This window comes from Phreatobacter sp., assembly GCF_052440005.1.
In the GTDB taxonomy this organism is placed as follows: domain Bacteria; phylum Pseudomonadota; class Alphaproteobacteria; order Rhizobiales; family Phreatobacteraceae; genus Phreatobacter.
Genome location: NZ_JBQVQL010000023.1, coordinates 26,360 through 49,964, shown reverse-complemented (window position 1 = coordinate 49,964; position 23,605 = coordinate 26,360). Strand labels below are relative to the sequence as shown.

Below are 23,605 nucleotides of genomic sequence, written 5' to 3'. Positions count from 1 at the left end.
TCGCCCGCGCGAGCTGGCCATAGTAGTGCGTGGCGTGACGGGCGGCGGCCTCGTAGCTGGCGCGCGCGGGTCCCTGGTGCCCCGCCGCCTCGTGGGCGCGGCCGAGCCAGTAGGACGCGCGCGACTGCGACATCGGCGTCGTCGCCGCCTGCCGCGCCGCCTCGAAATGGCGGATGGCGGTGGCGGGGTCGTTCAGGTGGCGCAGCGCCAGCCAGCCGGCATGGGCCTCCGCGTCGACCCTGTGGCCGCCCGAGCGCACCGCATGGGTCGCGGCCACCTGATAGGCCGTGCGCGCCTGGCCGGCGTCGAGCAGCTTGCGCACCATGGCGCGCCGCTCCACCCACCAGTCCTCCGCCTTGCCGAGCACGGCCGGATCGCGCGGCGCGGCGACGAGGATCGCCGCCGCCTCGCCGGCGCGGTCCTCGCGGCGCAGCCACTGGGCCCGCGCGAAGAGATAGGCGGGATCGCGGTGCAGCGAGCCCGGCACCTGGGCGAGCAGGGCACCGCCGTTCGGCTTCTGGCCGCCGACCGCGAGGAAGGCCCGCGCCAGCGCCACCTGGCCCGCCCCGAGTCGCTGCGCCGCCCGCAGCGCCGTCGCCGGCTCGTTCTCATGCAGCATGCGGTCGAGCCGCATCTTGTGGTCGCTCGCGCCCAGCGCCGAGCCGAACACCGCGAGCAGCCGCTCCTCCGCATCCGACGAGAGATCCGACTCGTGCCAGACCTCCCTGGCGAGGCGCAGGGCCTGGGCGTCGCTGCCGCCGCGCTTCAGCGCGATGGCATAGGCGATCCGCCCCTTGGCCGAGCGCGGCGGGTTGCCCTGGAAGAAGGCGCGAACCACGTCGGGGCCGGCATTGTTGTCGAGGAGCGAGCCTTCGGCGCGCAGCCGGATGCGCTGGCTCGCCGGGAAAGCCGGATTGGCGCGCAGGAACGCTGCCTGCCGGTCGAAGCCGACCGTGTCGATGGAGCGCAGGATCATCCATTCCGCCAGCACCCGGGCCACGGGATCGCGGATCTGGTCACGGGCGGCGGTCGCCTGCTCGGCCGACCCGCGCCGGGCCGCCGCCGCGACACGGCCGAGGGCGGAGACGTCGGCTTCGCTCGCCGCGCCGCCCGAGGGCCGCCAGACCTGCTGCTCCCGCGAAATCGATGCAGTGGTTTCCGGACCGGCTGCGGCATAGCTCGTCAGCTGGGCCGTTACCTCGCCGCCGGCGGCCTGTCCCGCCGCATCGCCGCCGGATACCTCGCCCCGGGCGCAGCCGGCGAGGATCAGGGTGCTGAGGGCGACGCCCGCCCACATCGACAGGCGGATTCGGGGAGCGGTCGGGGCCAGGCAAACGGGCATGGGCGAAGGTCCGTCCTGATACGCAACGCGGAACGACCTCATTCGAACGGGAATGTGGCCTCGAAGAGGTGGTTATCAGGCCGTTTTCCTTGACGCTTCCTTTCCGGGGAGGGGGGGAACCGCCCGGCGTGGTAAAGCAGCCGTTAAGGATGCGGCGGCGCGCCGCAGGCTGCTCAGGGCTTGCAGCAGCGTTACGCTGTGTGGTATCTAGGACGATATTCCCAGAAATCTATCTTCCGATGGCAGGTCCGACCGGTGGTGTATGGCATCACCAGCGGCATGCGAGGCGAAGAGCGTCGAAGGCTGCGGTCTTGCGGGCCATGTCCGCCGGCAGGACGCTGTCCTCGACCGTCTCGAGACAGCTCTCGCTCAGCGTCAGCTTCGGCGTCTGTTCGAGGATCATGTTTCGCGAGCAATAGAGAGCCTTGCCGCTCAGCACGAAACGGGATGCGGCTCCTGGCTGCGCGGCGGGGCTCAGGACGGCCTGTGCGGGCCTGCGCAGGTCAATGGTCGTCAATTGTGCAGTCGTGACCGCGATGCCGGGCACGTCCGCCGGCGCCGGCGCTTCGAGGAAGGCTGCCTCAAACAGGCAGCGATCGGCGAGGCTCGACGCGATGCGGAGGATGGTCCGCTCGGGCCCACCGGGTTGGGTGCTGCCGCGATACGTCACGCTTCCGGGGCCGGAAGTCATAGGCATCGCCGTGATGGCGTCCGGAAACAGCAGGGTGCCGACCGCTTCCGGCAAGGTGGGGGACTGTGCAGCTACCGGTCCGGCCGATGCCGCCGTGATCGAAAGCGAGAGACCCAGTGCAGCGACAATCCGGCGATGAGGCGACATGGATATCTCCCAGAACAGCTGAATGAACGCCAGACCATGGGTCACGAAGCAACTGGTTGTACGCTAGAATGAATGGGCGACATGCGTGCTGAACGGCGAGCTTCATTCATCCGCGGAACATATTCGATCGTCTCCGAAATTCACCTTCGACCTGTACGGCTGTTGGCTCCCCCTACCGCCCCGCCAGCGTCAGCACCATCGGCCCATTCCGCGTGGCGACGACCGTGTGCTCGTACTGGACGGTGAGGGCGCGGGGCAGGGAATAGAGCGTCCAGGGATCGTCGCCGTCTTCCGCCATCTCGGCGCCGAGGGAGAGGAAGGGCTCGACGGTGAAGACCATACCCTCGGCCATGACGCGGCGCTCGGAGGCGTCGGGCCAGGTGGCGAGCTCGGTCGGCTCCTCGTGCAGGGAGGTGCCGACGCCGTGGCTCGCGAGGTTGCGCACCAGCGTGTAGCCGCGCCGCCGGGCGAAGTCGCCGACGGCCTGGCCGATGCCGGCGAAGGGCTTGCCGGTCCCGACGGCGCCGAGGCCGGCCCACATGGCCTTTCGCCCGTCCCGGCACAGCCGCTCGACGGCCCGCGTCACCGGCGGCACGGCGAAGGAGGCCCCGGTATCGGCGAAATAGCCGTCCTTCTCGGCGGAGACGTCGATGTTGACGAGGTCGCCCGCCAGGATGCGGCGGTCGCCCGGAATGCCGTGGGCGATCTCCTCGTTGACGCTAATGCAGGTCGCGCCGGGAAAGTCGTAGACCATCTCCGGCGCCGAGCGCGCGCCTGCTGCCTCCATGACAGCGCGGCCGATCCGGTCGAGCTCGGCCGTGGTCATGCCCGGCTCCAGCGCCTTGCCCATGGTCTCCAGGGCTTCGGCGACGATCCGGCCGATTTGCCTCAGCGCGGCGAGTTCGTCTTCGCTCGAAATGGTCATGGCATCGGGTCCTTTGCGCCCCCGCCTATCATCCGCAGGCCGGGCGGACCACCCTGGAATTGCGCCTGCGCCCTTGACGTTGCCGCCGTCTCAAGGCTTTGTGGCCGGCCTTTCGCGGCGGCTCGCCGCCACCCATCTCCCGTTTCCGGAGACCGCTCCATGTCCAGCCTGTTCAAGGGATCGCTGCCTGCCCTCGTCACCCCGTTCAAGGACGGCAAGGTGGACGAGAAGGCGTTCCGCGCCCATGTCGACTGGGTCATCACCGAGGGCTCCCACGGCATCGTGCCGGTGGGCACCACCGGCGAGAGCCCGACGCTGACCCATGACGAGCACAAGCGCGTGGTGGAATGGGCGATCGAGGAGGCCCGCGGCCGCGTGCCGGTCATGGCCGGTGCCGGCTCCAACAACACGGCGGAAGCCATCGACTTCTCCCGCCATGCCGAGAAGGCGGGAGCGCAGGGCCTGTTGCACGTCACGCCCTACTACAACAAGCCGAGCCAGGAGGGCCTGTACCGGCACTTCAAGGCCATCGCGGAATCCACGTCCCTGCCGATCTTCATCTACAACATCCCGCCCCGCTCGGTGGTGGAGATGAGCGTGGAGACCATGGCGCGCCTCGCCGAGATTCCGAACATCGTCGGCGTCAAGGACGCGACGATGAAGCTCGACCGCGTCTCGGCCCAGCGCCAGGCCTGCGGCAAGGACTTCATCCAGCTTTCCGGCGAGGACGGCACGGCGCTCGCCCACATGGCCCACGGCGGCCACGGCTGCATCTCGGTGACGGCCAATGTCGCCCCGCGCCTCTGCGCCGATTTCCAGAACGCCTGCCTCGCCGGCGACTACGCCAAGGCGCTGGAGATCCAGGACAAGCTGTTCCCGCTGCACCAGGCCCTCTTCGTCGAGCCGAACCCGGCGCCGTCCAAGGCGGCGCTGGCGCTGCTCGGCCGCATGGCGGATGAGGTGCGCCTGCCCATGGTGGCGGCCTCCGAGGCCACCCGCGAGACGCTGAAGAAGGCGCTCGTCCATGCCGGCCTGATGAACTGACGGGGGCTAAGAGAGCACACGCCATGGCGGCCAAGCCGGACCCCAAGATCAAGGTCATCGCCGAGAACCGGCGCGGACGCTTCGACTACGAGATCCTCGACACGTTCGAGGCCGGGCTCCAGCTCACCGGCACCGAGGTGAAGTCGCTGCGCGCCGCCAAGGCGACGATCGGGGAGAGCTATGCCGGCCCCTCGGGCGAGGAGTTCTTCCTGTTCAACTGCAACATTCCCGAATATCTGCAGGCCAACCGCTTCAACCACGAGCCGAAGCGACCGCGCCGCCTGCTCCTGCACAAGCGCGAGATCGCCAAGCTGACCGGGGCCGTGCAGCGCGACGGCCTCACCGTCGTGCCGCTCAAGCTCTATTTCAACGAGCAGGGCCGGGCGAAGCTGCAGCTGGCGCTCGCCCGCGGCAAGAAGCTGCACGACAAGCGCGACACCGAGAAGAAGCGCGACTGGCAGCGCGATCAGGCGCGCATCATGAGGGACCGGGGGTAGGGGGCAGTTGTCACGGCATAAAGCCGCGAGGAACTGACCCATCCGTCATGGCCGGGCTTGTCCCGGCCATCCACGACTTGAACATGTCCGTAGGCGGAGGAAGTCGTGGATGCGCGGCACGAGGCCGGGCATGACGCGGTGAGCGGCGTGGAGGTCTCCGCCGGTGACTGTCCGGCCGCTGTGCGCGGATTGATCCGATCCCGCCGTCCCCCTTGATCCCGCGCGCTGCCTCCGCTCATCTCGTCTGGGGAGAACCGCCATGGCCTACAAGCTCGACCACGTCGTCATCCACGTCAGCGACTGGGAGCGTTCGAACGCCTTCTACCGCGACGTGCTGGGGGCCGAGGTGGTGCCGCGCGGCGCCGGTTTCGCCTACAGGATCGGCGACATCCGCCTGAACTGCCACGGGCCCGGCATCGGCCACGTCAACGCCGTCGCCCGCGTGCCGGTGATGCCCGGCAATTCCGACATCTGCTTCGAATGGGAGGGGCCGATCGCGGGGGCCGCCGAGCATCTCGGGCGGTGCGGCGTCGCGGTGGAGCTCGGCCCGGTGGCGACCAACGGCGTGCGCGGGCCGGCGACGTCCGTCTATTTCCGCGACCCCGACGGCTCGCTGCTCGAGTTCCTGAGCTATCACGGCCAGGCGTCGGCGTAGCGCACGACCCGCCTCGAAAGCTCGCTCGTCCCGGTGGGCGGGGGCCAAGGCCATCTTCGCCCAATTAACGCGTTCGCAACGGGCGGTGGGTAACCTTGCGTAAGGAGAACGGGCATGGCGAAGTTCGTGGAGTCACCCGGGGCACTGCGATCCGCAGCCCATCATGTCCTCTCAGCGGTCTTCGTTACCGTCTACGGCTACAGCGTCTGCAACTTCATCAACGGCCTCGAGGTTTCGCTCTGGGCCGCGACGCTGGTGCCCGTGCTGATGGGGCAATGGGGACTCCGCACCGTGATCGCGCGGCGGGTCTCCGCAGCTTCGCCCGACAGGCGGCCGCAGCTTGCCTTTTTCGGGGAACTGAGCGTTTTCGTCATCGGTGGCTCGGTGGTCGGTATCGTCAACACCCTGTTTCACGGCTTTCCGCCCGGGAGTGGCCTGAAGGCGATGCTGGGTTTCGTGACGATCGGCTTGTTTGCCGGCCTCGATCAGGGCTTCGTGCGGACCCGGCTCCGTTTCGAGGAAGGCGGCATGCCCCCCTTCGCGGGAGCACCGCGTGCGCCCTTCGCGGTCCGCCTCGGGCTGAGCTTCGGCCTGGTGATGGCCCTGGTGCTCGGTGTCGTCTCCCTGCTCGTGCTGCGCGGGATCGAGGACGGCGCGGTCCGGGACGTCGATGGCTTTCGCCGCCTCATCGTTGAATTTGCTTTCGTTTTCGTGATCATCCTGTGCTACGTCGCCAACTGTGCACGGGAGGTCGAGAAACTGCTCGCGAAGGCGGTTTCCGAACAGGTCGTCACCCTCGGTGAGGCGCGTGACGGCCGCGTGCGCCGCCGCGCCGTCATCGGCACCCATGACGAGATCGGCTTTGTCTCCGCGGAGATCAACCGCCTCCTCGATGAGCTCGAACGGGCCCACGCGACGACGACACGGACCAATGACGCCATCATGCAGGCGCTGATCGGTCTGACCGGGGCACGCGACAACGAGACCGGCGGCCATCTCCAGCGCACCCAGCACTATGTCGGCATCCTGTGCGAACAGCTCGCCCTGGATCCGCAACACGCCGCTGCGCTCACCCCTCAGGGGATCGAGAACATCGTCACGGCGGCGCCGCTCCATGACATCGGCAAGGTTGCCGTGCCTGACGCGATCCTCCGCAAGCCGGGGCGCCTCACCGCCGAAGAGTTCGAGGTGATGAAGACCCATGTCGCCCATGGCCTCGCCGTCATGGACAAGGTCATCGCCGATGTCGGGGTGACGCCTTATCTTGCCGCAGCGCGCGACGTCATCGCCGGCCATCACGAACAGTGGAACGGCGCGGGCTATCCACTGGGCCTGAAGGGCACGCAGATCCCGCTCGCCGGACGGGTGATGGCGCTCGCCGACGTCTACGATGCCCTGCGCAGCGAACGTGTCTACAAGCCTGCCATGTCGCACGCCGAAGCCCGCCAGATCCTGATCGATGGTGCCGGGGCTCAATTTGACCCAATGGTCGTGGCGGCCTTCCTCGTGGCAGAGCCCCGTTTTGAACGCATCGCGTCCAGCTGTGCCGACGCCGAACCGGCGGCGAAAGCGGCCTAGCCTCGGCCCATGAGCGCCGTTTCGGCAGGCTTGGGACAGCGGGCCGAGCACCACTGCACGGACAGGCGTTCGCCCGCCGCCTCCCCGACGAACGAAACCCCGGCTGCCGAGGCAACCGGGGTTCCGCCGATGCGGCTTCTGGAGCGGGCCGGCGGTCGGGGGCTGACCCGCCGGCTCACTCCGACGCCGGCCGTCAGCCCATCGCCTTCTGGAAGTTGGCGGCGGCCTTGTCCCAGTTCACCACGTTCCACCAGGTGGTGACGTAGTCGGGACGGCGGTTCTGGTACTTCAGGTAATAGGCGTGTTCCCACACGTCGATGCCCATCACCACGCCCTTGACGTTATCCATCAGCGGGTTGTCCTGGTTGGGCGTCGAGACGACGGCGAGCTTGTCGTCGCGGCCGACCACCAGCCAGCCCCAGCCCGAGCCGAAACGGCCGACGGAGGCCTGGTTGAACTGCTGGCGCATCTTGTCGACGTCGCCGAAGGCCGCGTTGATCGCCTGGAGCAGCGGGCCGGAGGGCTGCTTGGCGCCGCCGGGGGTCATGATGTCCCAGAAGTGCACGTGGTTCCAGTAGCCGCCGAGCTGGTTGCGAACGCCCATGCGCAGGTTCTGCGGCACGTCCGACAGGGAGCGCAGCACCTTCTCGGTGTTGGCGGGGGTCAGCTCGCGATAGGTCTGCGAGGCGGTGTTCAGGCCGCCGAGGAAGGCAGCGTGGTGGCGCGAGTGATGGATCTCCATCGTCATCTTGTCGATGTGCGGCTCCAGCGCGTCATAGGCGTAGCCGACCGGGGGCAGGGTGAAGGGGCCGCTGGCGGCCTGGGCGAAGACCCTGTGGCTCGCCGGAATGGACATCGTCGCGCCGATGGCGGCGGCGGTTCCGAACAGCTTGAGGGCGTGGCGTCGGTTCATCGGTCATGTCTCCCGTGTCTGGGACCAGCTTCGAGGGGCGGTCTTTGAGGCAACACCCGAGAAGAGCAGCATGGACGCGGGCGGGCGATCACGAAGCCGTGAGCAACCTCAGGACAGGAGGCCCCAGGGCAGCCAGGGAATGACGACGTCGGTCGCGACCGCCATGGCCACCGCGCCGAAAAGGGCCGAGACCAAAGGCCAGCGGTCCAGTAGGGCGAGGACGAGGCCGGGCAGCACGAGGAGAACCCAGTAGAGGGTGACGAGAATGGCGCCCAGCATGTGGAAACCGTCGGCGCGCGCCGACGGCACGGCGTAGGCCGCGACCAGCCCGCCGAGCCAGAACAGGGTGCCGAGGCCGGCGGCTGCGAGGCTGGCGATGCGCAGGATACGGCGGAGCGAGGGTGACATGGCGGGTCTCGGGGCGGGCAGGACGCGCGGCGAAGGCCGCGCTTCTGTGTCGCACAAGTCCGCGGGACGGTTCACGCCCCGTCGAGATGGCGGCGGACGGCGGCGAACACGTCGCGGAACATCTGCGGCGTCAGCACGCCCGTGTTCGTGTTGTAGCGCGAGCAGTGATAGCTCGAGAACAGCGTCACGGTGCCGAGCGCATGGACGCCGCCATGGCTGAACGGCACCCGCGAGGGCTTGTGGCCGAGGGCGCGCACGGCGCTGTCGTGGCCGATCTTGCCCAGCGTCACCACCGCCTGGAGCTTCGGCATGGCGGCGATGGTGGCGGTGAGGAAGCCGCGGCAGGTGGCGATCTCCTCCGTCGTCGGCTTGTTCTCGGGGGGCACGCAGCGCACCGCGTTGGTGATGCGGGTGTCGCGCAGCACCAGCCCGTCGTCCGGCCGCTCGTCATAGGTGCCGGCGGCGAAGCCGAAGCCGATCAGGGTCTCGTAGAGCAGGTCGCCGGCCCAGTCGCCGGTGAAGGGTCGGCCGGTGCGGTTGGCGCCCTGCAGGCCGGGAGCGAGGCCGACGATGAGCAGCCGTGCATCCGCGCTCCCGAAGGAGGGGACGGGCGCGTTGTGCCAGTCGGCATGGGCCACCCGCTGCCGTTCGCGGAACGCGACGAGGCGCGGGCAGAGGGGGCAGTCACGCCCCGGCTGGTCCGGACTGGGCATGGACGGTCAGCGGTCGGCGAAGTCGTCGCCGGCGATCGGGGAGGCGGGGGCGATGGGGCGCGGCGGCCGCGGCCGCTCCCGCACGAAGCCGGGAACCTCGGTGCCCGGCGCCCGGATCGGCCGCTCCGACGGGTCGCGCCCGACGCGCTGGGCGAGATGGGCGAGGTCGATGAACTCGTCGGCCTGGCGGCGCAGCTCGTCGGCGATCATCGCCGGCTGGACGGACACGGTCGAGACGACCGAGACCTTGACGCCGCGGCGCTGCAGCGCCTCCACCAGCGAGCGGAAGTCGCCGTCGCCGGAGAACAGCACGATGTGGTCGACCCGCGGCGCCAGCTCCATGGCGTCCACCGCCAGCTCGATGTCCATGTTGCCCTTCACCTTCCGGCGGCCCATGGAATCGGTGAACTCCTTGGCGGCCTTCGTGACCACGGTGAAGCCGTTGTAGTCGAGCCAGTCGATCAGCGGCCGGATGGAGGAATATTCCTGATCCTCCACCAGGGCGGTGTAATAGTAGGCGCGCAGCAGGTAGCCGCGGCTGCGGAACTCACCGAGCAGTCGTTTGTAGTCGATGTCGAAGCCAAGTGTTTTTGCGGTGGCATAAAGATTAGCACCATCAATGAAGAGGGCAATGCGCTCATTTCCTGTCGACATGACGTAACGTCCTCGGGGAATCAATCCAGTGAAGAAAACGGTGAACTCGGCGGGAATGGGGTAACACGGGGCAAGGCGGGTCTTCCAAGACGCTGTCCAAACGGTCAGCTTAGAACGTTCCTAACCTATTGAGGCCGATCTATAGCAAGCTCATTCTCCCGAAACAATCTGATAATTGGGTTCGTTCCCCAGAGTTTCCGCCAGCGGCGGCCGCCTTCCGCCCCGCCCGTCCAAATCGGACCGGCACGCCTTGTATCGCGGCGCGGCAATGGCTATACACGCCAGCTTGCCGGACAGATGCCTGTCTCCAAGGCCCCATCCCGTTTTTTCCACGAGGACTAGCGATGGCTCGCGTCACCGTCGAGGATTGCATCGACAAGGTCGATAACCGCTTCGAGCTCGTGCTCGTCGCCAGCCACCGGGCGCGCATGCTCGCCGCCGGCTCGCCGATCACCATCGACCGCGACCGCGACAAGAACCCCGTCGTCGCCCTGCGCGAGATCGCCGACGCCACCGTCTCCCCCGACGACCTGCGCGAGGACCTGATCCACTCGCTGCAGAAATATGTCGAGGTGGACGAGCCCGAGCCGGACATGGTGCCGATGATCGCTGCCCCCGGCGCCACCGCCGACGACGCCGACGTCGCCATGGACCGTATGAGCGAGGAAGACCTGCTGCGCGGCCTCGAGGGCCTGAAGCCGCCGGAGGATACCGACGACGACGACGGCCTCTGAGCCTCTCGGCGTCTCCTCTCCCAGTCAGGGCGGCCCGGCGGGCCGCCCTTTTGCGTTCGGGAGCCATCAGCGTCCGCGGGGTCTAGGCCGCCGCGGAGCTTGCGGCGTTCCCCCCGGCGGGTGCTATCCTGACCGGCCCCCCTGATCCGACGTCGCGACGGTGATCCTGCCCCCATGATGCGTCAATACGAGCTGGTGGAGCGCGTGAAGCGCTACAACCCCAAGGCCGACGAGGCCCTGCTCGACCGCGCCTATGTCTATGCCATGCTCGCCCACGGCACGCAGAAGCGCGCCTCGGGAGACCCCTATTTCTCCCATCCCCTCGAAGTGGCGGCCATCCTCACCGACCTGAAGGTGGACGACGCCACCATCGTCTCGGCCCTGCTGCACGACACGATCGAGGACACCGACGCCACCAAGGACGACATCCGCGAGAAGTTCGGCACCGCCATCGCCGAACTCGTCGACGGCCTGACCAAGCTGAAGAAGCTCGACCTCGTCTCCAAGCAGGCCGTGCAGGCGGAGAACCTGAGGAAGCTCCTCCTTGCCATCACCTCCGACGTGCGCGTGCTGCTCGTGAAGCTCGCCGACCGGCTGCACAACATGCGCACGCTGCACTACGTGCCGGCCCCCAAGCGAAACCGCGTCGCCCAGGAGACGCTGGACATCTACGCCCCGCTCGCCGGCCGCATGGGCATGCACGACATGCGCGAGGAGCTGGAGGACCTGGCCTTCCGCCAGATCAACGCCGAGGCCTACGAGGCCCTGGAGCAGCGCCTCGACCGCCAGCGCGAGGCCGCCGCCGCCGTCATCGAGGAGATCGAGACCCAGCTCGCCCGCAAGCTGGCGGGGGAGGGCATCAGCGCCGAGGTCACGGGACGGCTGAAGAAGCCCTATTCGATCTATCGCAAGATGGAGCGGAAATCGGTCTCCTTCGAGCAGCTCTCCGACATCGTCGCCTTCCGCATCCTCGTCGACGACATCGCCGCCTGCTACGCCGCCGTCGGCATCATCCACACGACCTGGCCGGCGGTGCCGCTGCGCTTCAAGGACTATATCTCGACGCCCAAGGGCAACGACTACCGCTCGCTGCACACCACCGTCATCGGTCCGCAGAGCCAGCGCGTCGAGATGCAGATCCGCACCCGCCAGATGCACGAGATTGCCGAATATGGCATCGCCGCCCACGCCCTCTACAAGGACGGCGCCGAGCACGCCGAGAGCAGCGCCTATGCCTGGCTGCGCCGCACGGTGGAGATGCTCGCCCACGGCGACAATCCGGAGGAATTCCTCGAGCACACCAAGCTCGAGCTCTTCTCCGACCAGGTCTACTGCTTCACGCCGAAGGGCCGGCTCATCGCCCTGCCGCGCAAGGCCAACTGCATCGACTTCGCCTATGCCGTCCACACCGACATCGGCAACCACTGCGCGCGCGCCCGCATCAACGGCGTCGAGCGCCCGCTGGTCACCGAGCTGCAGAACGGCGACGAGGTGGAGATCACCACCGATCCCAAGGCGACGCCCTCGCCCGCCTGGGAGAGCATCGTCGTCACCGGCCGCGCCCGCTCCGCCATCCGCCGCGCCACCCGCATGGCGACCCGCGCGCAATATCTCGAGCTCGGCCGCCGCATCGTCCAGACGCTCTTCACCCGGGCCGGCAAGCCCTTCTCCGACGACATCATCCGCCAGGGTCTGAAGCGCCTCGCCCGCTCCGGCGTCGAGGACGTGTACTGGGCGGTGGGGCGCAACGAGATCCCGCCGGACGACGTGCTGAAGGCCGTCCACCCCGACTTCAAGGGCGAGATGCCGCTCGGCCCCAAGCCCGGCGAGGGCTGGTTCGGCGTCGGCGGCGAGACGGCGCTGAAGTTCCAGGTGCCGGAATCGGAGGGGGCCATTCCCATCCGCGGCGTCAATCTCGACCTGCCCGTGCGCTTCTCGCGTGAGGGGGGCGCCGTGCCGGGCGACCGCATCGTCGGCATCATGACGCCCGGCGAGGGCATCACCATCTTCCCCATCCAGTCGCCGTCGCTGGCGGCCTACGACAACGAGCCGGAGCGCTGGCTCGACGTGCGCTGGGACGTGGACGAGGCGCGGCGCGCCCGCTACCCCGCCCGCATCGCCGTGAAGTCGCGCAACGCGCCGGGCTCGCTCGCCGCGGTGACGCAGGTGATCGCCGACAATGACGGCAACATCGACAACCTGCGCATGCAGCGCACCACGGCGGATTACACCAACGTCGCCATCGACCTCGAGGTCTGGGACCTGAAGCATCTCAACGCCATCATCGCCGGGATCAGGACCCTGCCGATGACGGCGGAGGCGCAGCGGGTGTTCGAGTAGGGCGCGCGCCGTCCTCGGCTCGGCGGTCTTCGGCGGACGACGGCCGAGTTCCACACCAGCTCGCCATGCCCGAAGATCCGCCGCCCAGGCTGCGACAAGGCCTCTCGCGCGATCGAAGTAATAAAACTGGCGGGTACTGTGGAATGCTGCCCCGGGCGGAGTCGACACGGAAATAGTACGGTCCTTCCCGAGAGTTTGTGAATACGGAAAAACGGCAAGCGGGTATTCAGCTGCCGTTCAGCCGCCGATGCCGACAGTGCGACGTGGGTGTGATGTGGGGTAGCCGATCAATTGTTCAGGAGCTCTTCCGAGCGCCACGCGTAAAGGTTAGTTAAATGAAAACACCGGCAAGCATCGTATTCTTGCGGCGATGTGTTAGTGTTTGGTGTGTTGTAGCGATCGCAGGAAAAAGCCGGCGGCTCAACGTAGGACGACTGCCGAATATCCGGGAATATGCTCGGCTAATCATGTCGTGTCGCCGGCGTCGTAGTGGCGTTGCGTAAGTGCGGTAGCTGGGCGAAACGAGACGCGGTAGCTTGGTAACGGAACGGTGGGGAAGAGAGCCCGACCAAGGGGGACTATACAATGCTCGTATTCACGCGTTTGACGTTGGCGATGGCGGGGCTAGCCGCGATGGCCCTGGTGAGCCCGGCCCTGGCGCAGGGGAACCGGGACTTCTGCGGGCGCTATGCCGCGAACATGGCAGGGGTCGGCCAGGGCGCCGTCGCCCGCAATCCGGCCTGCCTCGACTACAACAGGGGCGTGCACGGCGACTACCGGCTGCATTTCGACTGGTGTATGCGGTCGTCACCCCAGGCTGTCCAGGGCGCCGAGGGCAACATCCGCCGCATCGTGACGCAATGCACCGGCAACGCGCAGCCCCCGCGCCCGCAGCAGGCCGCGCCGCGGCCGCAGGCAACGCCGGGAACGGTCCGGTTCAGCGGCACCTGGCGCTGGTCGAACGGCAACGTCCTTCCCGCCACCTTCGAGCTCTATCCGGCCCGCCAGGGTGAAGCCGGCTATTGCTACGGCACCGGCGGCGGCCGTCGCTGCTTCGACGTCCGCTACACGCTGCAGGGCAATTCCTACACCTTTACCAACAACGGTACGGACTGGTTCGTCATGACCTCCCCCGAGCCGGGCGTCATGAACGGCCGCTATTGGCATCGACGCTCCGACAGCAGCCGTCCGCCGGCTGCGACGATCAGCATGCGCTAGGGCGTCGTTACGGGCGTCCCGGTCGGGTTGGCCGCGGCTCCGCGGCTATCCCTCTCCGCGGCGCCCCACGCGCTGACAGACGCCTTCGATCCCGCGCCTTTCGATTGTTTCGCCGGTTCGCCGGCCCAGACACCGGACCCACCATGTCGAAAACGCCTCTCCTGACCCTCGTCGCGCTTCTCGTCTCCACTGCCGCCTTTGCTCAAGGTTCGCCCGGCGACGACAGGTTCTGCCGGCAATATGCCGATACGGTCGCCACGGCCGCCGAGGACGCGATCCGCACCAATCCCGCCTGTCTCGACCCCGGCCGCGGCGTCCACGGCGACCGCGACATGCACCGCCAGTGGTGCGCGCGCACACCGCAGGACCGCGTCGAGAGCGCGTCGGTCCACGTCCGCCGGCTCGCGGCCCGCTGCGGCACCCTGCTCGTGGCGCCGCAGGACTATGGCGGCTACGCCATCATCGGGGACGGCCAGATGGAGCAGCCCTACGGGCGCGCCCGCCAGTGGCAGGTAAGCGCCGCCTTCAGCGGCCGGCTGTTCATGTACTGCGTCGCGGAGACCCGGATCGGCGACAGCACCGTGCGCATCGGCGTCGACCGCTCCATGCCCGGCGACGGCACGCAGTGGCAGCTGGCGGTGCCGGTCCGCTCGAACCCGGACTGGCAGGGCCGCCTCGAGATCGACGGCAGCGAGCCCGCGGGCCGCGCCGGCGCCGACGTCAGCGGTACGGCCGTCTTCGACTGGACCATCGCCTGGTTGAACATGGGTCAGGTCGACGCGCTGCGGAACGGCCAGCAGGCCGTGCTGGGGGTCGGCCGCGCCGATTACGACTTCAGCCTCGCGGGCATCGCCGCCGCCATCACCAAGGTCGAGGAGTGCCGCCAGCGCCTCGGCCGCGTGATGCCCGCCTCGGCCCCGCAGCAGGCCCAGGGCCGGCCGCAGTTCGATGCGCCCGCGCCGCGCCAGCAGCAGGCCCAGGCCCAGCCGCCGCGCCAGCCGGCGGTGGTCAACGCGCCGACCATCTTCGCCCTGCGCTCCAATACCGGGCTCTGCGTGCGCCATGTCGGCGGCAACGGCCCCGAATCCGCCGATCTCGTGCTGGCGCGCTGCGATGCGGCCACCATGTTCAACTTCGTCACCACGGGCGACGCCATCCGCCTGTCGGAGCGCCACGGCACCTGCGCCAGCGTGAACCGCGCGCCGGAGCCGCCCGAGCACGTCATGATGATCTCGTGCCGCGACACGCAGGACCGCTGGCGGTTCAACGAGAGCACAGGCCAGATCCGCAACGGCGACAACTACTGCTGGACGGTGGACCGCGCCCCCCGGCCCGGCGCGAAGATCGTCGGCACGCCATGTCGGCCAAACGTCGCCAACCAGCGCTTCGACATCCAGATGTGATCAAGCCGGGCCCCGTCGCCGCGGCGGGTCCCGCATGTCTTCACGGGGAGGGCTGACCGGCTTACGAGGTCGAAGTGGCCGCACGTCCGGCCGAAGCCCTCATGCTGTCAGTTGGCGCTTCTCCCTCATTGACTCACCACCCCCATTCGTCGTCTCTCCCGTCGACCCCAGACGGACCCTTGCCCCATGACCCCTGACGACGTGCTCGCCGAATTCCGCGCCGCGGGCGCCCTGCTCGAAGGCCATTTCATCCTGTCCTCGGGCAGGCGCAGCCCGGTTTTCCTGCAGAAGATGTTCGTGTTCATGGACCCGGAGCGCACGGCGCGGCTCTGCGCGGCCCTCGCCGAGAAGGTGAAGGCGCAGTTCGGCACCATCGACTACGTCGTCTCGCCTGCCGTCGGCGGCATCGTGCCGGGCTACGAGACGGCCCGCCAGCTTGGCGCCAGGGCCATCTTCGTCGAGCGCGAGAACGGCGAGTTCAAGCTGCGCCGCGGCTTCGAGATCCCCAAGGGCGCCCGCGTGCTGGTTGTCGAGGACATCGTCACCACCGGCCTCTCCACCCGCGAATGCCTCGCCGCCATCGCCGGCCATCCCGGCGAGACGGTGGGCGCGGCGGTGCTGGTGGACCGCTCGGGCGGCAAGGTCGACGTCGGCGTGCCGCTGGTCTCCCTCCTCTCCTGGTACGTGCCCGACTATGCCGCCGACGCCCTGCCGCCGGAGCTCGCCAGCCTGCCGGCGGTGAAGCCCGGCTCGCGCGGCATCCAGGGGGCGGCGCCTTGAGCGCGCCGGGTCCTGCGGACGAGCTCTCGCCGACGCGCTCGCGCACGCTCGTCGGGCTCTTCGTCGTGCTGACCGGGCTGGTCATCCTCGTGCCCAACGCCCTGCCGGTCCTCACCTGGTGGCAGGCGAGCCGCGGCGAGGCGGTCACCGCCCGCTGGGTGGGCTCGGAGACCGCCACCTCCAGCCGCGACACGGTGGGCGTGCCGACCTTCGTCTTCGAGCGGCGCATCGGCCCCATGCCGCAGGAATGCCGCGTGCCGCTGGTGCAGTATCGCCACGCGCCCGCCGGCAAGCCCTTGCACGAGACGCTGCAGGTGGTGCCGGGCGCGCGCTGCGAGGACCTTGTTGTGCTGAACGATCCGCCGCGCGAGCGCCTGCCGCTGATCCTCCTCGGCCTCGCCGTGCTCGCCGGCGGGGTCTGGCTGACCCTGCTGGCGCGGAGGCGGCCGGCGTGATCATCGGCATCGGCTCCGACCTCTGCGACATCCGCCGCATCGAGAAGTCGCTGGAGCGCCACGGCGAGCGCTTCACCCACCGCCTCTTCACCGATGTGGAGCGGGCGAGGGCGGAGGGGAGGGCGCACCGGGCCGCGACCTATGCCAAGCGCTTCGCGGCGAAGGAGGCCTGCGCCAAGGCGCTCGGCACCGGCATCCGCCGCGGCGTGTTCTGGAAGGACATGGGCGTCGCCAACATGGCCTCCGGCGCCCCCACCATGGTGCTCACCGGCGGCGCGCTGGAGCGGGCGAAGGCGCTGACGCCGGCCGGCCACCGCCTCGTCGTCCACCTCACCATCACCGACGATTTCCCCATGGCGCAGGCCTTCGTCATCCTCGAGGCCCTGCCCGGGACGCCCGCCACGGCGGGATGAACGGCCGTTCACGGCGGTGCCACGATGCCGCCTTTCTTCGTTCAGAACCGGTTCAACGGGGAACCGCTACTTAGCTCCCACGTTCACAAGGGGTCCGCAGCGAGGCGCGTCGCGCCACGAGATCCCGGACGGACAGAAAGGGGCATTCTCATGCTTTCCCGTTCCTTCAAAGCCACCGTCGCCGCCGTCGTCGTCGCCGCCGGTGTCGCCACCCTGGCAGCGCCCGCCGAGGCGCAGTATCGCCGCCACTACCGTGGTGACCGTGGTGCCGCCATCGGCGCCGGCATCGCCCTCGGCATCATCGGCCTCGGCGCCGCGGCGATCGCCGCCGACCAGCGCCGCCAGGCCTATGACGACGGCTACTACTATCGTCCGCGCTACCGCTCCTATGCGCCGGCCGAGTACGAGGCGCCGCCGCCGGTCTATTACCGCGAGCCGGCCCGCGTCTATCGTCGCGGCCCCTCGGTGGACGACCGCTACCCCCACACGTTCCGCTACTACGACTGAGCGGCACGGAAATCGATATGATGGCGGCCCCCTCGCGGGGGCCGTTGTCGTTTCAGCCCCCGTCTCAGCCCACCAGGGCGAGGACGAGCGGGATGGTGACGACCGCCATCAGCGTCTGCACCGTCAGGATCTCCGCCATGAGCGGCGCGTCGCCCCCCATCTGCCGGGCGAGGATATAGGCTCCCGAGGCGCTGGGCATGGCGGCGGAGAGGATGGCGACCTTCAGCGCCACGCCGTCGACGCCGAGCGCCATGGCGATGCCGCCGGCCATGGCGGGCATGAGAAGCAGCTTCAGCCCGGTGGTGACCCAGGTGATGGCGCGCGGCTTCAGGGAGGCGCCGACGTCGAGCCCCGCGCCGACCAGGAGCAGGCCGGTGCCGAGCGCCGCCGCGCCGAGAATGTCGCCGAAGCGCATGGCGATCACCGGCAGCGGGATGCCGACGACGTTGATGATGATGCCGAGCACCGAGGACCAGATGAAGGGATTGCTCGCCAGCGCCTTCACCGTCGGGCCGATCACCACCGGCTTGTCCTGGGCATAGCGCTGCAGCACCACCACCGCGAGAACGTTGAGAAGCGGGATCATTGCCGCCACCGAGATGGCGGTGAGCGTCAGGCCGAGCTGGCCGTAGAGCGCCCCGGCCGTGGCGATGGCGACGAAGGAGTTCCACCGCGTCGCGCCCTGGAACACCGAGGTGAAGGCCGGCCCGTCGGTGCCGAGGGTGCGGGCGAGCAGCGGGCGCAGCATGAGCAGGATCGCCGCCATGGCGAGGATGCCGGCGATCAGCGAGAAGCCCATGGCGAGCACCGGCACCGAGCGCAGGTCCGCCTTGGCCATGGTCATGATGATCATGGCGGGGAAGAAGACGTAGTAGGTGGCGCGCTCGAGGCCCCGCCAGCCGGCCTCGTCGATGAGCGGCAGCGCCCTCAGCCAGGCGCCGAGCACGATGATGAGGAAGACGGGCGCGAGGCTGGCGATGATGGGGAACATGGGGAAGGGTCGCGAGGGTGGGAGGGGTCTTCGATCACGCGCAGGCCCGGTGAGCAAGCCGCGCCGCGCATGAGGGGGTGGCGGAAAGGGGGAGGGGGCAAGAAGGAGTGCGAACGCGGCGCCGCGGATTCGGTTGCTCGCGCGGGAGCCTCACCCGTCATGCCCGGCCTGGTGCCGGGCATCCACGACTTGAACACCGCCCGTCGAAAGGAATTCGTGGATGCCCGGGACGAGCCCGGGCATGACGGGCGGAGTGGACGAAACGGTCGGCCATCAAATTCCGGCCGCTGCCCGAGCCAACCGTCCCGCCGTCGCCCCCTCACTTCTCCAGGAAGTCGAAGTCGCAGCCCTTGTCCGCCTGGGTCACGTGGTCGAGGTAGAGCTTGCGATAGCCGCGCTGGCGCTCGCGCATGTGCTTCGGCTTCTTCCACGTCTTCCGCCGGGCGGCGAGCTCCGCCTCGTCCACCAGCAGGTCCACCCGCCGGTTCGGCACGTCGAGGCTGATCCTGTCGCCGGAGCGCACCAGCGCCAGCGGCGAGCCTTCCGCCGCCTCCGGCGTCACGTGCAGCACGATGGTGCCGTAGGCGGTGCCGGACATGCGCGCGTCGGAGATGCGGATCATGTCGGTGACGCCCTGCTGCGCCAGCTTCTTCGGGATCGGCAGGAGGCCCGCCTCCGGCATGCCCGGGTGGCCCTTCGGCCCGGCATTGCGCATGACGAGAATGTCGTCGGCGGTGACGTCGAGGTCCGGGTCGTCGATGCGGTTGGTCATGTCCTCGACATCCTCGAAGACCACGGCGCGGCCGGTATGGACCATCAGCTTCGGCGTCGCCGCTGCCGCCTTGATCACCGCGCCGCCGGGCGCCAGCGAGCCGCGCAGGACGGCGTGAGCGCCCGTCTTCTTCAGGGGCTGGCCGAGGGAGCGGATGATGGTCTGGCCCGGCACCTGCTCGGCCCGGTCCACCCAGTCGCCGAGCCGCTCGCCGGTCACGGTCGGGGCGTCGAGGTCGAGATGGTCCTTGAGCTCCTGCAGCAGGCGCGGCACGCCGCCCGACCAGTGGAAATGCTCCATGTAGTGGGAGCCTGCGGGCTTCAGGTCGAGGAGAACGGGCACCTCGCGGCCGAGCCTGTCGAGCTCGCCGAGGTCCCAGGTCAGCCCGAGCCGGCCGGCGAGCGCGGCGAGGTGGACGACGGCGTTGGTGGAGCCGCCGATCGCCTGCAGCACCACCATGGCGTTGCGGAGCGAGGCCTGGGTGATGACGTCCTTCGGCTTGCGGCCGGCCGCCGCCATCTTCACCGCCTCGCGCCCCGAGGCCTCCGCCGCGCGGATGCGGTCGGCGTGGGTCGCGGGGATGGTGCCGGTATGGGGCAGGGCCATGCCGAGCGCCTCGGTGAGGCAGCCCATGGTGGAGGCCGTGCCCATCACCATGCAGGTGCCGACCGTCGGCGCGAGGCGCCCTGAGACCGCCTCGATCTCCGCCTCGTCGATTGTGCCGGCGCGGTGCATGGCCCACAGCCGGCGGCAGTCGGTGCAGGCGCCGAGAACCTCGCCCTTGTAGTGGCCGACCAGCATGGGACCGGTGATGAGCTGGATGGCGGGGACATCGGCCGAAGCGGCGCCCATGAGCTGGGCCGGCACGGTCTTGTCGCAACCGCCGATCAGCACCACGGCGTCCATGGGCTGGGCGCGGATCATCTCCTCGGTGTCGATGGCCATGAGGTTTCTCAGGAACATCGACGTCGGGTTGGAGAAGCTCTCGTGGATGGAGACGGTGGGGAAGGCGAAGGGCAGGCCGCCCGACAGCATGACCCCGCGCTTCACCGCCTCGACGAGCTGCCGCACATTGCCGTGGCAGGGATTGTAGTCGGAGAAGGTGTCGGTAATGCCGATGATCGGCCGGTCGAGCGCGTCGTCCGAAAAGCCCGCCGCCTTGATGAAGGCCTTGCGCAGGAACAGCGAGAAGCCGGCATCGCCATAGGCGGTGAGCCCCTTGCGCATGCCCCGCGGAGCCTTGCTGGTGGTGCCGGTCGGGCGTTTCGCCATGGTTGTTGTCCTCCCTTTGGAATCGCACCAAAGCACGGCGCAGGGATTTCCGGGAGGCTCCGGCACGAACGTCAGGGCCGCGCTCAACGCTCGTCCGGCCCGCCTGTCTGTATCGGCATCGAAGGACGCACCTCCTGCTTGCGGTGCTTGCATCTCGCATCTGCAGATGATTGGGGCCGAAGAGCGCCCCCCTTGCTCCTCCTCGCCGGCTTTGCCATCCCTGGCCCATGTTCTGTTTCGCCTATGGCACCAACATGAGCGCAGCCGACATGGCGCTTCGCGCTCCGGCGGCCCGGGCCGTCGGCATCGCGCGTCTCGCGGGGCATCGGCTCTTCGTCACGCCGGCGGGGTATCTCTCCCTGCATCCGGTCCTCGCCGGAACCGTTCACGGCGTGCTGTGGCGGCTGACGCCACGCGACCTTGTGCGGCTCGATGTCTACGAGGGCCTGGGACCGGGCGGCTATCGCCGCAGCCGCCTGCCGGTAACCGCGCCCGGTGGCGCCCGCACCGCGATCGTCTATCATGGCGGCAGGATGCGCGCGGGCGCCAGGCTGCTCCGCCGCCCCTTCGAGGAGGCCGTTCTCGCTGCGGCGATGTCCTGGCACCTTCCCGCCGCCGCGATCGCGGATCTTCGCCGCGTCGCGCGAAACGGATTGCGAGGCTGAATACCCATGAGCATGCTCGCCCATCTGCTGTCGCGTTTCGTCCGCAACGGCCGGCTGACGGTGATCCACCACGACGGCACTCGCGAAAGCTTCGGCTCAGGGGTCGAAGGACCCGACGTCACGATGAAGCTCCACGACCCGAAGGTGCAGCGCGAGCTCTTCTTCAATCCCGAGCTTTCGGCGGCGGAAGCCTATATGGACGGGCGCCTCACCTTCGAGAACGGCGGCAGGGTCCTCGACCTCCTGACGCTCTTCTCGGTGAACCGGGAGGGGCTCGGCTCGCACCCGGTGCAGCAGGCCCTGCGCAAGGTCTGGCGGGCACTGAAGCGACGCCACCAGTCGAACAGGGTGGGGCAGGCGGCGGCCAACGTGTCGAGCCACTACGACCATCCCCGCGCCTTCTACGAGCTCTGGCTCGACGAGACGATGAGCTATTCCTGCGCTTACTTCTCAAGGCCGGACATGAGCCTGAAGGAGGCGCAGGTCGCCAAGATGCGCCACATCGCCGCCAAGCTCGCCATCGAGTCGGGCATGACGGTGGCCGAGATCGGCTCGGGCTGGGGCGGGCTCGCCACCTACCTCGCCGCCGTCTGCGGCGCCAAGGTCACCGCCATCAACGTCTCGCCGGACCAGCTCGCCGCCTCCCGCGACAGGGTCGCGCAGGCGGGGGTCGCCGACCGCGTCACCTTCTTCGAGAAGGACTATCGCGAACTGACCGGCACCTTCGACCGCGTCGTCTCCGTCGGCATGATGGAGCATGTCGGCGTCGCCCATTTCGACGACTATTTCTCGACCGTGAAGCGGCTCTGCGGGCGTGACGGCTACGCCATGATCCACGCCATCGGCCGCATGTCGCCGCCCGGCACCACGGCACCCTTCATCCGCAAATACATCTTTCCCGGCGGCTACGTGCCGGCGCTGTCGGAGGTCTTCGCCTCCACCGAGCGCTGCGGCCTGTGGGTGGACGACTGCGAGGTGCTGCGCCTGCACTACTACTGGACCATCAAGGCCTGGCGCGAGAATTTCGAGGGCGTGAGGGATCAGGTCGTCGCGATGCAGGGCGAGCGCTTCGCCCGCATGTGGGAGTTCTATCTCGCAGCGGTGGAGCTCGGCTTTCGCGACGGCTCCAACATGGTCTACCAGCTGCTCCTCTCCGGGAGGCGCGACGCCGTGCCGGTGACGCGCGACTTCATCACCGCCAGGGAGACGGAACTGGCGACGCGGGAGGGCGGGCTGCCGTGGCGCTCCACCTGAGGATCGAAGGCATTGTCCAGGGCGTCGGTTACCGCCAGTGGTTCCGCCGCCGGGCGCTGGAGCTGGGCGTGGCGGGCTGGGTGCGGAACCGCGCCGACGAGAGCGTCGAGGCGGTGATCGACGGCGCCGACGCGGCCGTGGAGGCGCTCGTCCGCCTTGCGATGAGCGGTCCCGCCGGGGCCAAGGTCGACCGGATCGAACGGCGGGCGGCGACGGATGCGGAGCGTGCGGCAGGTCCCGCCGAGGGCATGGCCATCCTACCTACGGAATGACGGTCTTTCGGGTTGAAGGCCCCACCCGCACCCCCCCGCTGCGCGGGGAGGGAACCACAGCGGCCCGCCTCTCTGAAGACCGGCCGAGCCAGGCACGGCCGACAAGGAGGCCCTCGCCGTCGAAGTCCCCCTCTCCTCGCGGAGCGAGGGGAGGGTGCGGGTGGGGCCCTTTCCGGGGGAATGGGCGCCCTGCACGACGTCAGTGCGTCCTTCGAGGCTCGGCCGTTCCGGCCTCGCACCTCAGGATGAGGAAGGCCGTGCATTGCCCCGAGCGCTGTCCTCGTCGCCGGCTGTGCCAGACTTCACCGTCCTCATCCTGAGGTGCGAGCGTCAGCGAGCCTCGAAGGACGCACTCGGGTAGTGCAAGCGGCGCCTTACGCGCCGTCCTTCCCCCACACCATCTCCTCGGTCCAGCCGAGTTCCGCAAACTCCGCCGCCCTCAGTGGCGCCTCGCCGATGGAGAAGAACTCGTCGAGCTGCGGGGGCTTCACCGCCGTCCCCGCCAGCATGGCATGGGCCTGGCCGCGATGGTGCACCTGGTGCTGGAAGAGGTGCATGAGGAGCCGGTCGGTCCGCTCCACCTGCCAGCGCGTGATGCGGTTGACCCTGATCTCGCCGTTCAGCTTGTCCTCCGTCAGGGCATCGCAGAACGCGATGAGCCGTCGGTCCACCGCCGCCTGCTCCCGCTTCAGGTCGGCGAGCGCGGGATGAGGGATCTGGTTCTCCCAGGCCTTCGGACCGAGGTCGCCGCCCTCCAGCGCATCCACGTAGAACCAGTCAATGATGAGGTTGTGGTTCAGCGTGGCCGCGATACTGGGAAAGAAGCTCGTCCGCGTCGCGGCGAACTCCTCCGGCGTCAGGGACGCGCAGGCCGTCAGCAGGCGATGGTTCGCCCAGGCATTGTTGTAGGCCGAGGCGCGGAAGGTCTGGACGTTCGAGGCGGGCATCGCGGCGTCTCCGGT

Annotated in this window: 24 protein-coding genes and 1 pseudogene; 15 read left to right on the top strand and 10 right to left on the bottom strand. The window is 69.0% G+C overall.

Annotation, left to right across the window (positions count from 1 at the left end; translation table 11 throughout):
• The 3 genes and pseudogenes from ACT6XY_RS08170 to map form a co-directional block, all read right to left on the bottom strand.
• A pseudogene (locus tag ACT6XY_RS08170) lies at nucleotides 1-1,342 on the bottom strand (lytic transglycosylase domain-containing protein); the annotation flags it as partial.
• 268 nt (nucleotides 1,343-1,610) lie between these two features.
• Nucleotides 1,611-2,225 (bottom strand): hypothetical protein, encoded by a 615-nt coding sequence (locus ACT6XY_RS08165; protein ID WP_444747841.1) that lies wholly within the window; start codon nucleotides 2,223-2,225, stop codon nucleotides 1,611-1,613.
• Between the two features lie 127 nt (nucleotides 2,226-2,352).
• The gene (gene map / locus ACT6XY_RS08160; RefSeq protein WP_444747840.1) at nucleotides 2,353-3,105 is read right to left on the bottom strand and encodes a type I methionyl aminopeptidase; all 753 of its coding nucleotides are present in this window, start codon (nucleotides 3,103-3,105) and stop codon (nucleotides 2,353-2,355) included.
• A gap of 159 nt (nucleotides 3,106-3,264) precedes the next feature.
• On the opposite strand from map, the gene dapA reads away from it, so the two are divergent.
• From dapA to ACT6XY_RS08140, 4 genes are all read left to right on the top strand, one after another.
• On the top strand, nucleotides 3,265-4,149 hold the full coding sequence (dapA, locus tag ACT6XY_RS08155) for a 4-hydroxy-tetrahydrodipicolinate synthase (RefSeq protein ID WP_444747839.1): 885 nt from the start codon (nucleotides 3,265-3,267) through the stop codon (nucleotides 4,147-4,149).
• Between the two features lie 23 nt (nucleotides 4,150-4,172).
• Nucleotides 4,173-4,646: an SsrA-binding protein SmpB gene (gene smpB / locus ACT6XY_RS08150; protein ID WP_444747838.1), complete on the top strand. Its 474-nt coding sequence runs from the start codon at nucleotides 4,173-4,175 to the stop codon at nucleotides 4,644-4,646.
• A gap of 259 nt (nucleotides 4,647-4,905) precedes the next feature.
• Nucleotides 4,906-5,301: a VOC family protein gene (locus ACT6XY_RS08145; RefSeq protein ID WP_444747837.1), complete on the top strand. Its 396-nt coding sequence runs from the start codon at nucleotides 4,906-4,908 to the stop codon at nucleotides 5,299-5,301.
• 114 nt (nucleotides 5,302-5,415) lie between these two features.
• Entirely contained in the window at nucleotides 5,416-6,879 is a 1,464-nt protein-coding gene (locus ACT6XY_RS08140; protein ID WP_444747836.1) for an HD-GYP domain-containing protein, read from the top strand.
• Between the two features lie 193 nt (nucleotides 6,880-7,072).
• Here the strand turns inward: ACT6XY_RS08140 and ACT6XY_RS08135 are convergent, their stop codons facing one another.
• The 4 genes from ACT6XY_RS08135 to ACT6XY_RS08120 all read right to left on the bottom strand — a co-directional run bounded on the left by ACT6XY_RS08135 (nucleotide 7,073) and on the right by ACT6XY_RS08120 (nucleotide 9,567).
• Nucleotides 7,073-7,792: a superoxide dismutase gene (locus ACT6XY_RS08135; protein ID WP_444747835.1), complete on the bottom strand. Its 720-nt coding sequence runs from the start codon at nucleotides 7,790-7,792 to the stop codon at nucleotides 7,073-7,075.
• A gap of 108 nt (nucleotides 7,793-7,900) precedes the next feature.
• Entirely contained in the window at nucleotides 7,901-8,200 is a 300-nt protein-coding gene (locus tag ACT6XY_RS08130; RefSeq protein WP_444747834.1) for a hypothetical protein, read from the bottom strand.
• A gap of 71 nt (nucleotides 8,201-8,271) precedes the next feature.
• Nucleotides 8,272-8,913, bottom strand: a complete 642-nt coding sequence (locus ACT6XY_RS08125) for a uracil-DNA glycosylase (protein ID WP_444747833.1) — start codon at nucleotides 8,911-8,913, stop codon at nucleotides 8,272-8,274.
• Between the two features lie 6 nt (nucleotides 8,914-8,919).
• Nucleotides 8,920-9,567, bottom strand: coding sequence for a LabA-like NYN domain-containing protein (locus ACT6XY_RS08120; protein ID WP_444747832.1), 648 nt, complete (start codon nucleotides 9,565-9,567; stop codon nucleotides 8,920-8,922).
• 344 nt (nucleotides 9,568-9,911) lie between these two features.
• On the opposite strand from ACT6XY_RS08120, the gene rpoZ reads away from it, so the two are divergent.
• From rpoZ to ACT6XY_RS08080, 8 genes are all read left to right on the top strand, one after another.
• Nucleotides 9,912-10,301, top strand: a complete 390-nt coding sequence (rpoZ, locus tag ACT6XY_RS08115; protein WP_106747897.1) for a DNA-directed RNA polymerase subunit omega — start codon at nucleotides 9,912-9,914, stop codon at nucleotides 10,299-10,301.
• A gap of 174 nt (nucleotides 10,302-10,475) precedes the next feature.
• Nucleotides 10,476-12,641: a RelA/SpoT family protein gene (locus tag ACT6XY_RS08110; RefSeq protein ID WP_444747831.1), complete on the top strand. Its 2,166-nt coding sequence runs from the start codon at nucleotides 10,476-10,478 to the stop codon at nucleotides 12,639-12,641.
• A 633-nt stretch (nucleotides 12,642-13,274) separates the two neighbouring features.
• Nucleotides 13,275-13,859 carry a hypothetical protein gene (locus ACT6XY_RS08105; RefSeq protein WP_444747830.1) on the top strand — a complete coding sequence of 195 codons (585 nt, stop codon included), beginning with the start codon at nucleotides 13,275-13,277 and terminating at the stop codon, nucleotides 13,857-13,859.
• 143 nt (nucleotides 13,860-14,002) lie between these two features.
• Nucleotides 14,003-15,262, top strand: coding sequence for a ricin-type beta-trefoil lectin domain protein (locus tag ACT6XY_RS08100; protein ID WP_444747829.1), 1,260 nt, complete (start codon nucleotides 14,003-14,005; stop codon nucleotides 15,260-15,262).
• Nucleotides 15,263-15,448: 186 nt separating this feature from the next.
• On the top strand, nucleotides 15,449-16,042 hold the full coding sequence (gene pyrE / locus ACT6XY_RS08095) for an orotate phosphoribosyltransferase (RefSeq protein ID WP_444747828.1): 594 nt from the start codon (nucleotides 15,449-15,451) through the stop codon (nucleotides 16,040-16,042).
• Complete coding sequence (locus ACT6XY_RS08090; RefSeq protein WP_444747827.1) at nucleotides 16,039-16,497, top strand: hypothetical protein; 459 nt, start codon at nucleotides 16,039-16,041, stop codon at nucleotides 16,495-16,497. Before pyrE ends, ACT6XY_RS08090 begins: the two co-directional genes overlap by 4 nt.
• On the top strand, nucleotides 16,494-16,910 hold the full coding sequence (gene acpS / locus ACT6XY_RS08085) for a holo-ACP synthase (protein ID WP_444747826.1): 417 nt from the start codon (nucleotides 16,494-16,496) through the stop codon (nucleotides 16,908-16,910). The genes ACT6XY_RS08090 and acpS overlap by 4 nt, the downstream gene beginning before the upstream one ends.
• Nucleotides 16,911-17,060: 150 nt before the next feature.
• On the top strand, nucleotides 17,061-17,417 hold the full coding sequence (locus tag ACT6XY_RS08080; RefSeq protein ID WP_444747825.1) for a hypothetical protein: 357 nt from the start codon (nucleotides 17,061-17,063) through the stop codon (nucleotides 17,415-17,417).
• Nucleotides 17,418-17,481: 64 nt separating this feature from the next.
• Here the strand turns inward: ACT6XY_RS08080 and ACT6XY_RS08075 are convergent, their stop codons facing one another.
• Both ACT6XY_RS08075 and ACT6XY_RS08070 read right to left on the bottom strand, forming a co-directional pair.
• Nucleotides 17,482-18,408: an AEC family transporter gene (locus ACT6XY_RS08075; RefSeq protein WP_444747824.1), complete on the bottom strand. Its 927-nt coding sequence runs from the start codon at nucleotides 18,406-18,408 to the stop codon at nucleotides 17,482-17,484.
• Between the two features lie 319 nt (nucleotides 18,409-18,727).
• Nucleotides 18,728-20,452 carry an IlvD/Edd family dehydratase gene (locus ACT6XY_RS08070; protein ID WP_444747823.1) on the bottom strand — a complete coding sequence of 575 codons (1,725 nt, stop codon included), beginning with the start codon at nucleotides 20,450-20,452 and terminating at the stop codon, nucleotides 18,728-18,730.
• A gap of 227 nt (nucleotides 20,453-20,679) precedes the next feature.
• Between ACT6XY_RS08070 and ACT6XY_RS08065 the strand changes: the two genes are divergently transcribed.
• Genes ACT6XY_RS08065 through ACT6XY_RS08055 form a run of 3 tightly spaced genes read left to right on the top strand, consistent with a single transcriptional unit; the run spans nucleotide 20,680 to nucleotide 22,643 of the window.
• Entirely contained in the window at nucleotides 20,680-21,117 is a 438-nt protein-coding gene (locus ACT6XY_RS08065; protein WP_444747822.1) for a gamma-glutamylcyclotransferase family protein, read from the top strand.
• Nucleotides 21,118-21,123: 6 nt separating this feature from the next.
• Nucleotides 21,124-22,371 carry a class I SAM-dependent methyltransferase gene (locus ACT6XY_RS08060; protein ID WP_444747821.1) on the top strand — a complete coding sequence of 416 codons (1,248 nt, stop codon included), beginning with the start codon at nucleotides 21,124-21,126 and terminating at the stop codon, nucleotides 22,369-22,371.
• Entirely contained in the window at nucleotides 22,356-22,643 is a 288-nt protein-coding gene (locus ACT6XY_RS08055; RefSeq protein ID WP_444747820.1) for an acylphosphatase, read from the top strand. The genes ACT6XY_RS08060 and ACT6XY_RS08055 overlap by 16 nt, the downstream gene beginning before the upstream one ends.
• Before the next feature lie 374 nt (nucleotides 22,644-23,017).
• On the opposite strand, the gene ACT6XY_RS08050 is transcribed toward ACT6XY_RS08055, so the two are convergent.
• On the bottom strand, nucleotides 23,018-23,590 hold the full coding sequence (locus tag ACT6XY_RS08050; RefSeq protein WP_444747819.1) for a DinB family protein: 573 nt from the start codon (nucleotides 23,588-23,590) through the stop codon (nucleotides 23,018-23,020).
• Nucleotides 23,591-23,605 lie beyond the last annotated feature (15 nt).

Bases quoted from the DNA above. Each gene is read 5' to 3' on its own strand.
- map (WP_444747840.1), bottom strand. From the start codon at position 3,105: ATGACCATTTCGAGCGAAGACGAACTCGCCGCGCTGAGGCAAATCGGC.
- dapA (WP_444747839.1), top strand. From the start codon at position 3,265: ATGTCCAGCCTGTTCAAGGGATCGCTGCCTGCCCTCGTCACCCCGTTC.
- smpB (WP_444747838.1), top strand. From the start codon at position 4,173: ATGGCGGCCAAGCCGGACCCCAAGATCAAGGTCATCGCCGAGAACCGG.
- ACT6XY_RS08145 (WP_444747837.1), top strand. From the start codon at position 4,906: ATGGCCTACAAGCTCGACCACGTCGTCATCCACGTCAGCGACTGGGAG.
- ACT6XY_RS08140 (WP_444747836.1), top strand. From the start codon at position 5,416: ATGGCGAAGTTCGTGGAGTCACCCGGGGCACTGCGATCCGCAGCCCAT.
- ACT6XY_RS08135 (WP_444747835.1), bottom strand. From the start codon at position 7,792: ATGAACCGACGCCACGCCCTCAAGCTGTTCGGAACCGCCGCCGCCATC.
- ACT6XY_RS08130 (WP_444747834.1), bottom strand. From the start codon at position 8,200: ATGTCACCCTCGCTCCGCCGTATCCTGCGCATCGCCAGCCTCGCAGCC.
- ACT6XY_RS08125 (WP_444747833.1), bottom strand. From the start codon at position 8,913: ATGCCCAGTCCGGACCAGCCGGGGCGTGACTGCCCCCTCTGCCCGCGC.
- ACT6XY_RS08120 (WP_444747832.1), bottom strand. From the start codon at position 9,567: ATGTCGACAGGAAATGAGCGCATTGCCCTCTTCATTGATGGTGCTAAT.
- rpoZ (WP_106747897.1), top strand. From the start codon at position 9,912: ATGGCTCGCGTCACCGTCGAGGATTGCATCGACAAGGTCGATAACCGC.
- ACT6XY_RS08110 (WP_444747831.1), top strand. From the start codon at position 10,476: ATGATGCGTCAATACGAGCTGGTGGAGCGCGTGAAGCGCTACAACCCC.
- ACT6XY_RS08105 (WP_444747830.1), top strand. From the start codon at position 13,275: ATGGCCCTGGTGAGCCCGGCCCTGGCGCAGGGGAACCGGGACTTCTGC.
- ACT6XY_RS08100 (WP_444747829.1), top strand. From the start codon at position 14,003: ATGTCGAAAACGCCTCTCCTGACCCTCGTCGCGCTTCTCGTCTCCACT.
- pyrE (WP_444747828.1), top strand. From the start codon at position 15,449: ATGACCCCTGACGACGTGCTCGCCGAATTCCGCGCCGCGGGCGCCCTG.
- ACT6XY_RS08080 (WP_444747825.1), top strand. From the start codon at position 17,061: ATGCTTTCCCGTTCCTTCAAAGCCACCGTCGCCGCCGTCGTCGTCGCC.
- ACT6XY_RS08075 (WP_444747824.1), bottom strand. From the start codon at position 18,408: ATGTTCCCCATCATCGCCAGCCTCGCGCCCGTCTTCCTCATCATCGTG.
- ACT6XY_RS08070 (WP_444747823.1), bottom strand. From the start codon at position 20,452: ATGGCGAAACGCCCGACCGGCACCACCAGCAAGGCTCCGCGGGGCATG.
- ACT6XY_RS08065 (WP_444747822.1), top strand. From the start codon at position 20,680: ATGTTCTGTTTCGCCTATGGCACCAACATGAGCGCAGCCGACATGGCG.
- ACT6XY_RS08060 (WP_444747821.1), top strand. From the start codon at position 21,124: ATGAGCATGCTCGCCCATCTGCTGTCGCGTTTCGTCCGCAACGGCCGG.
- ACT6XY_RS08050 (WP_444747819.1), bottom strand. From the start codon at position 23,590: ATGCCCGCCTCGAACGTCCAGACCTTCCGCGCCTCGGCCTACAACAAT.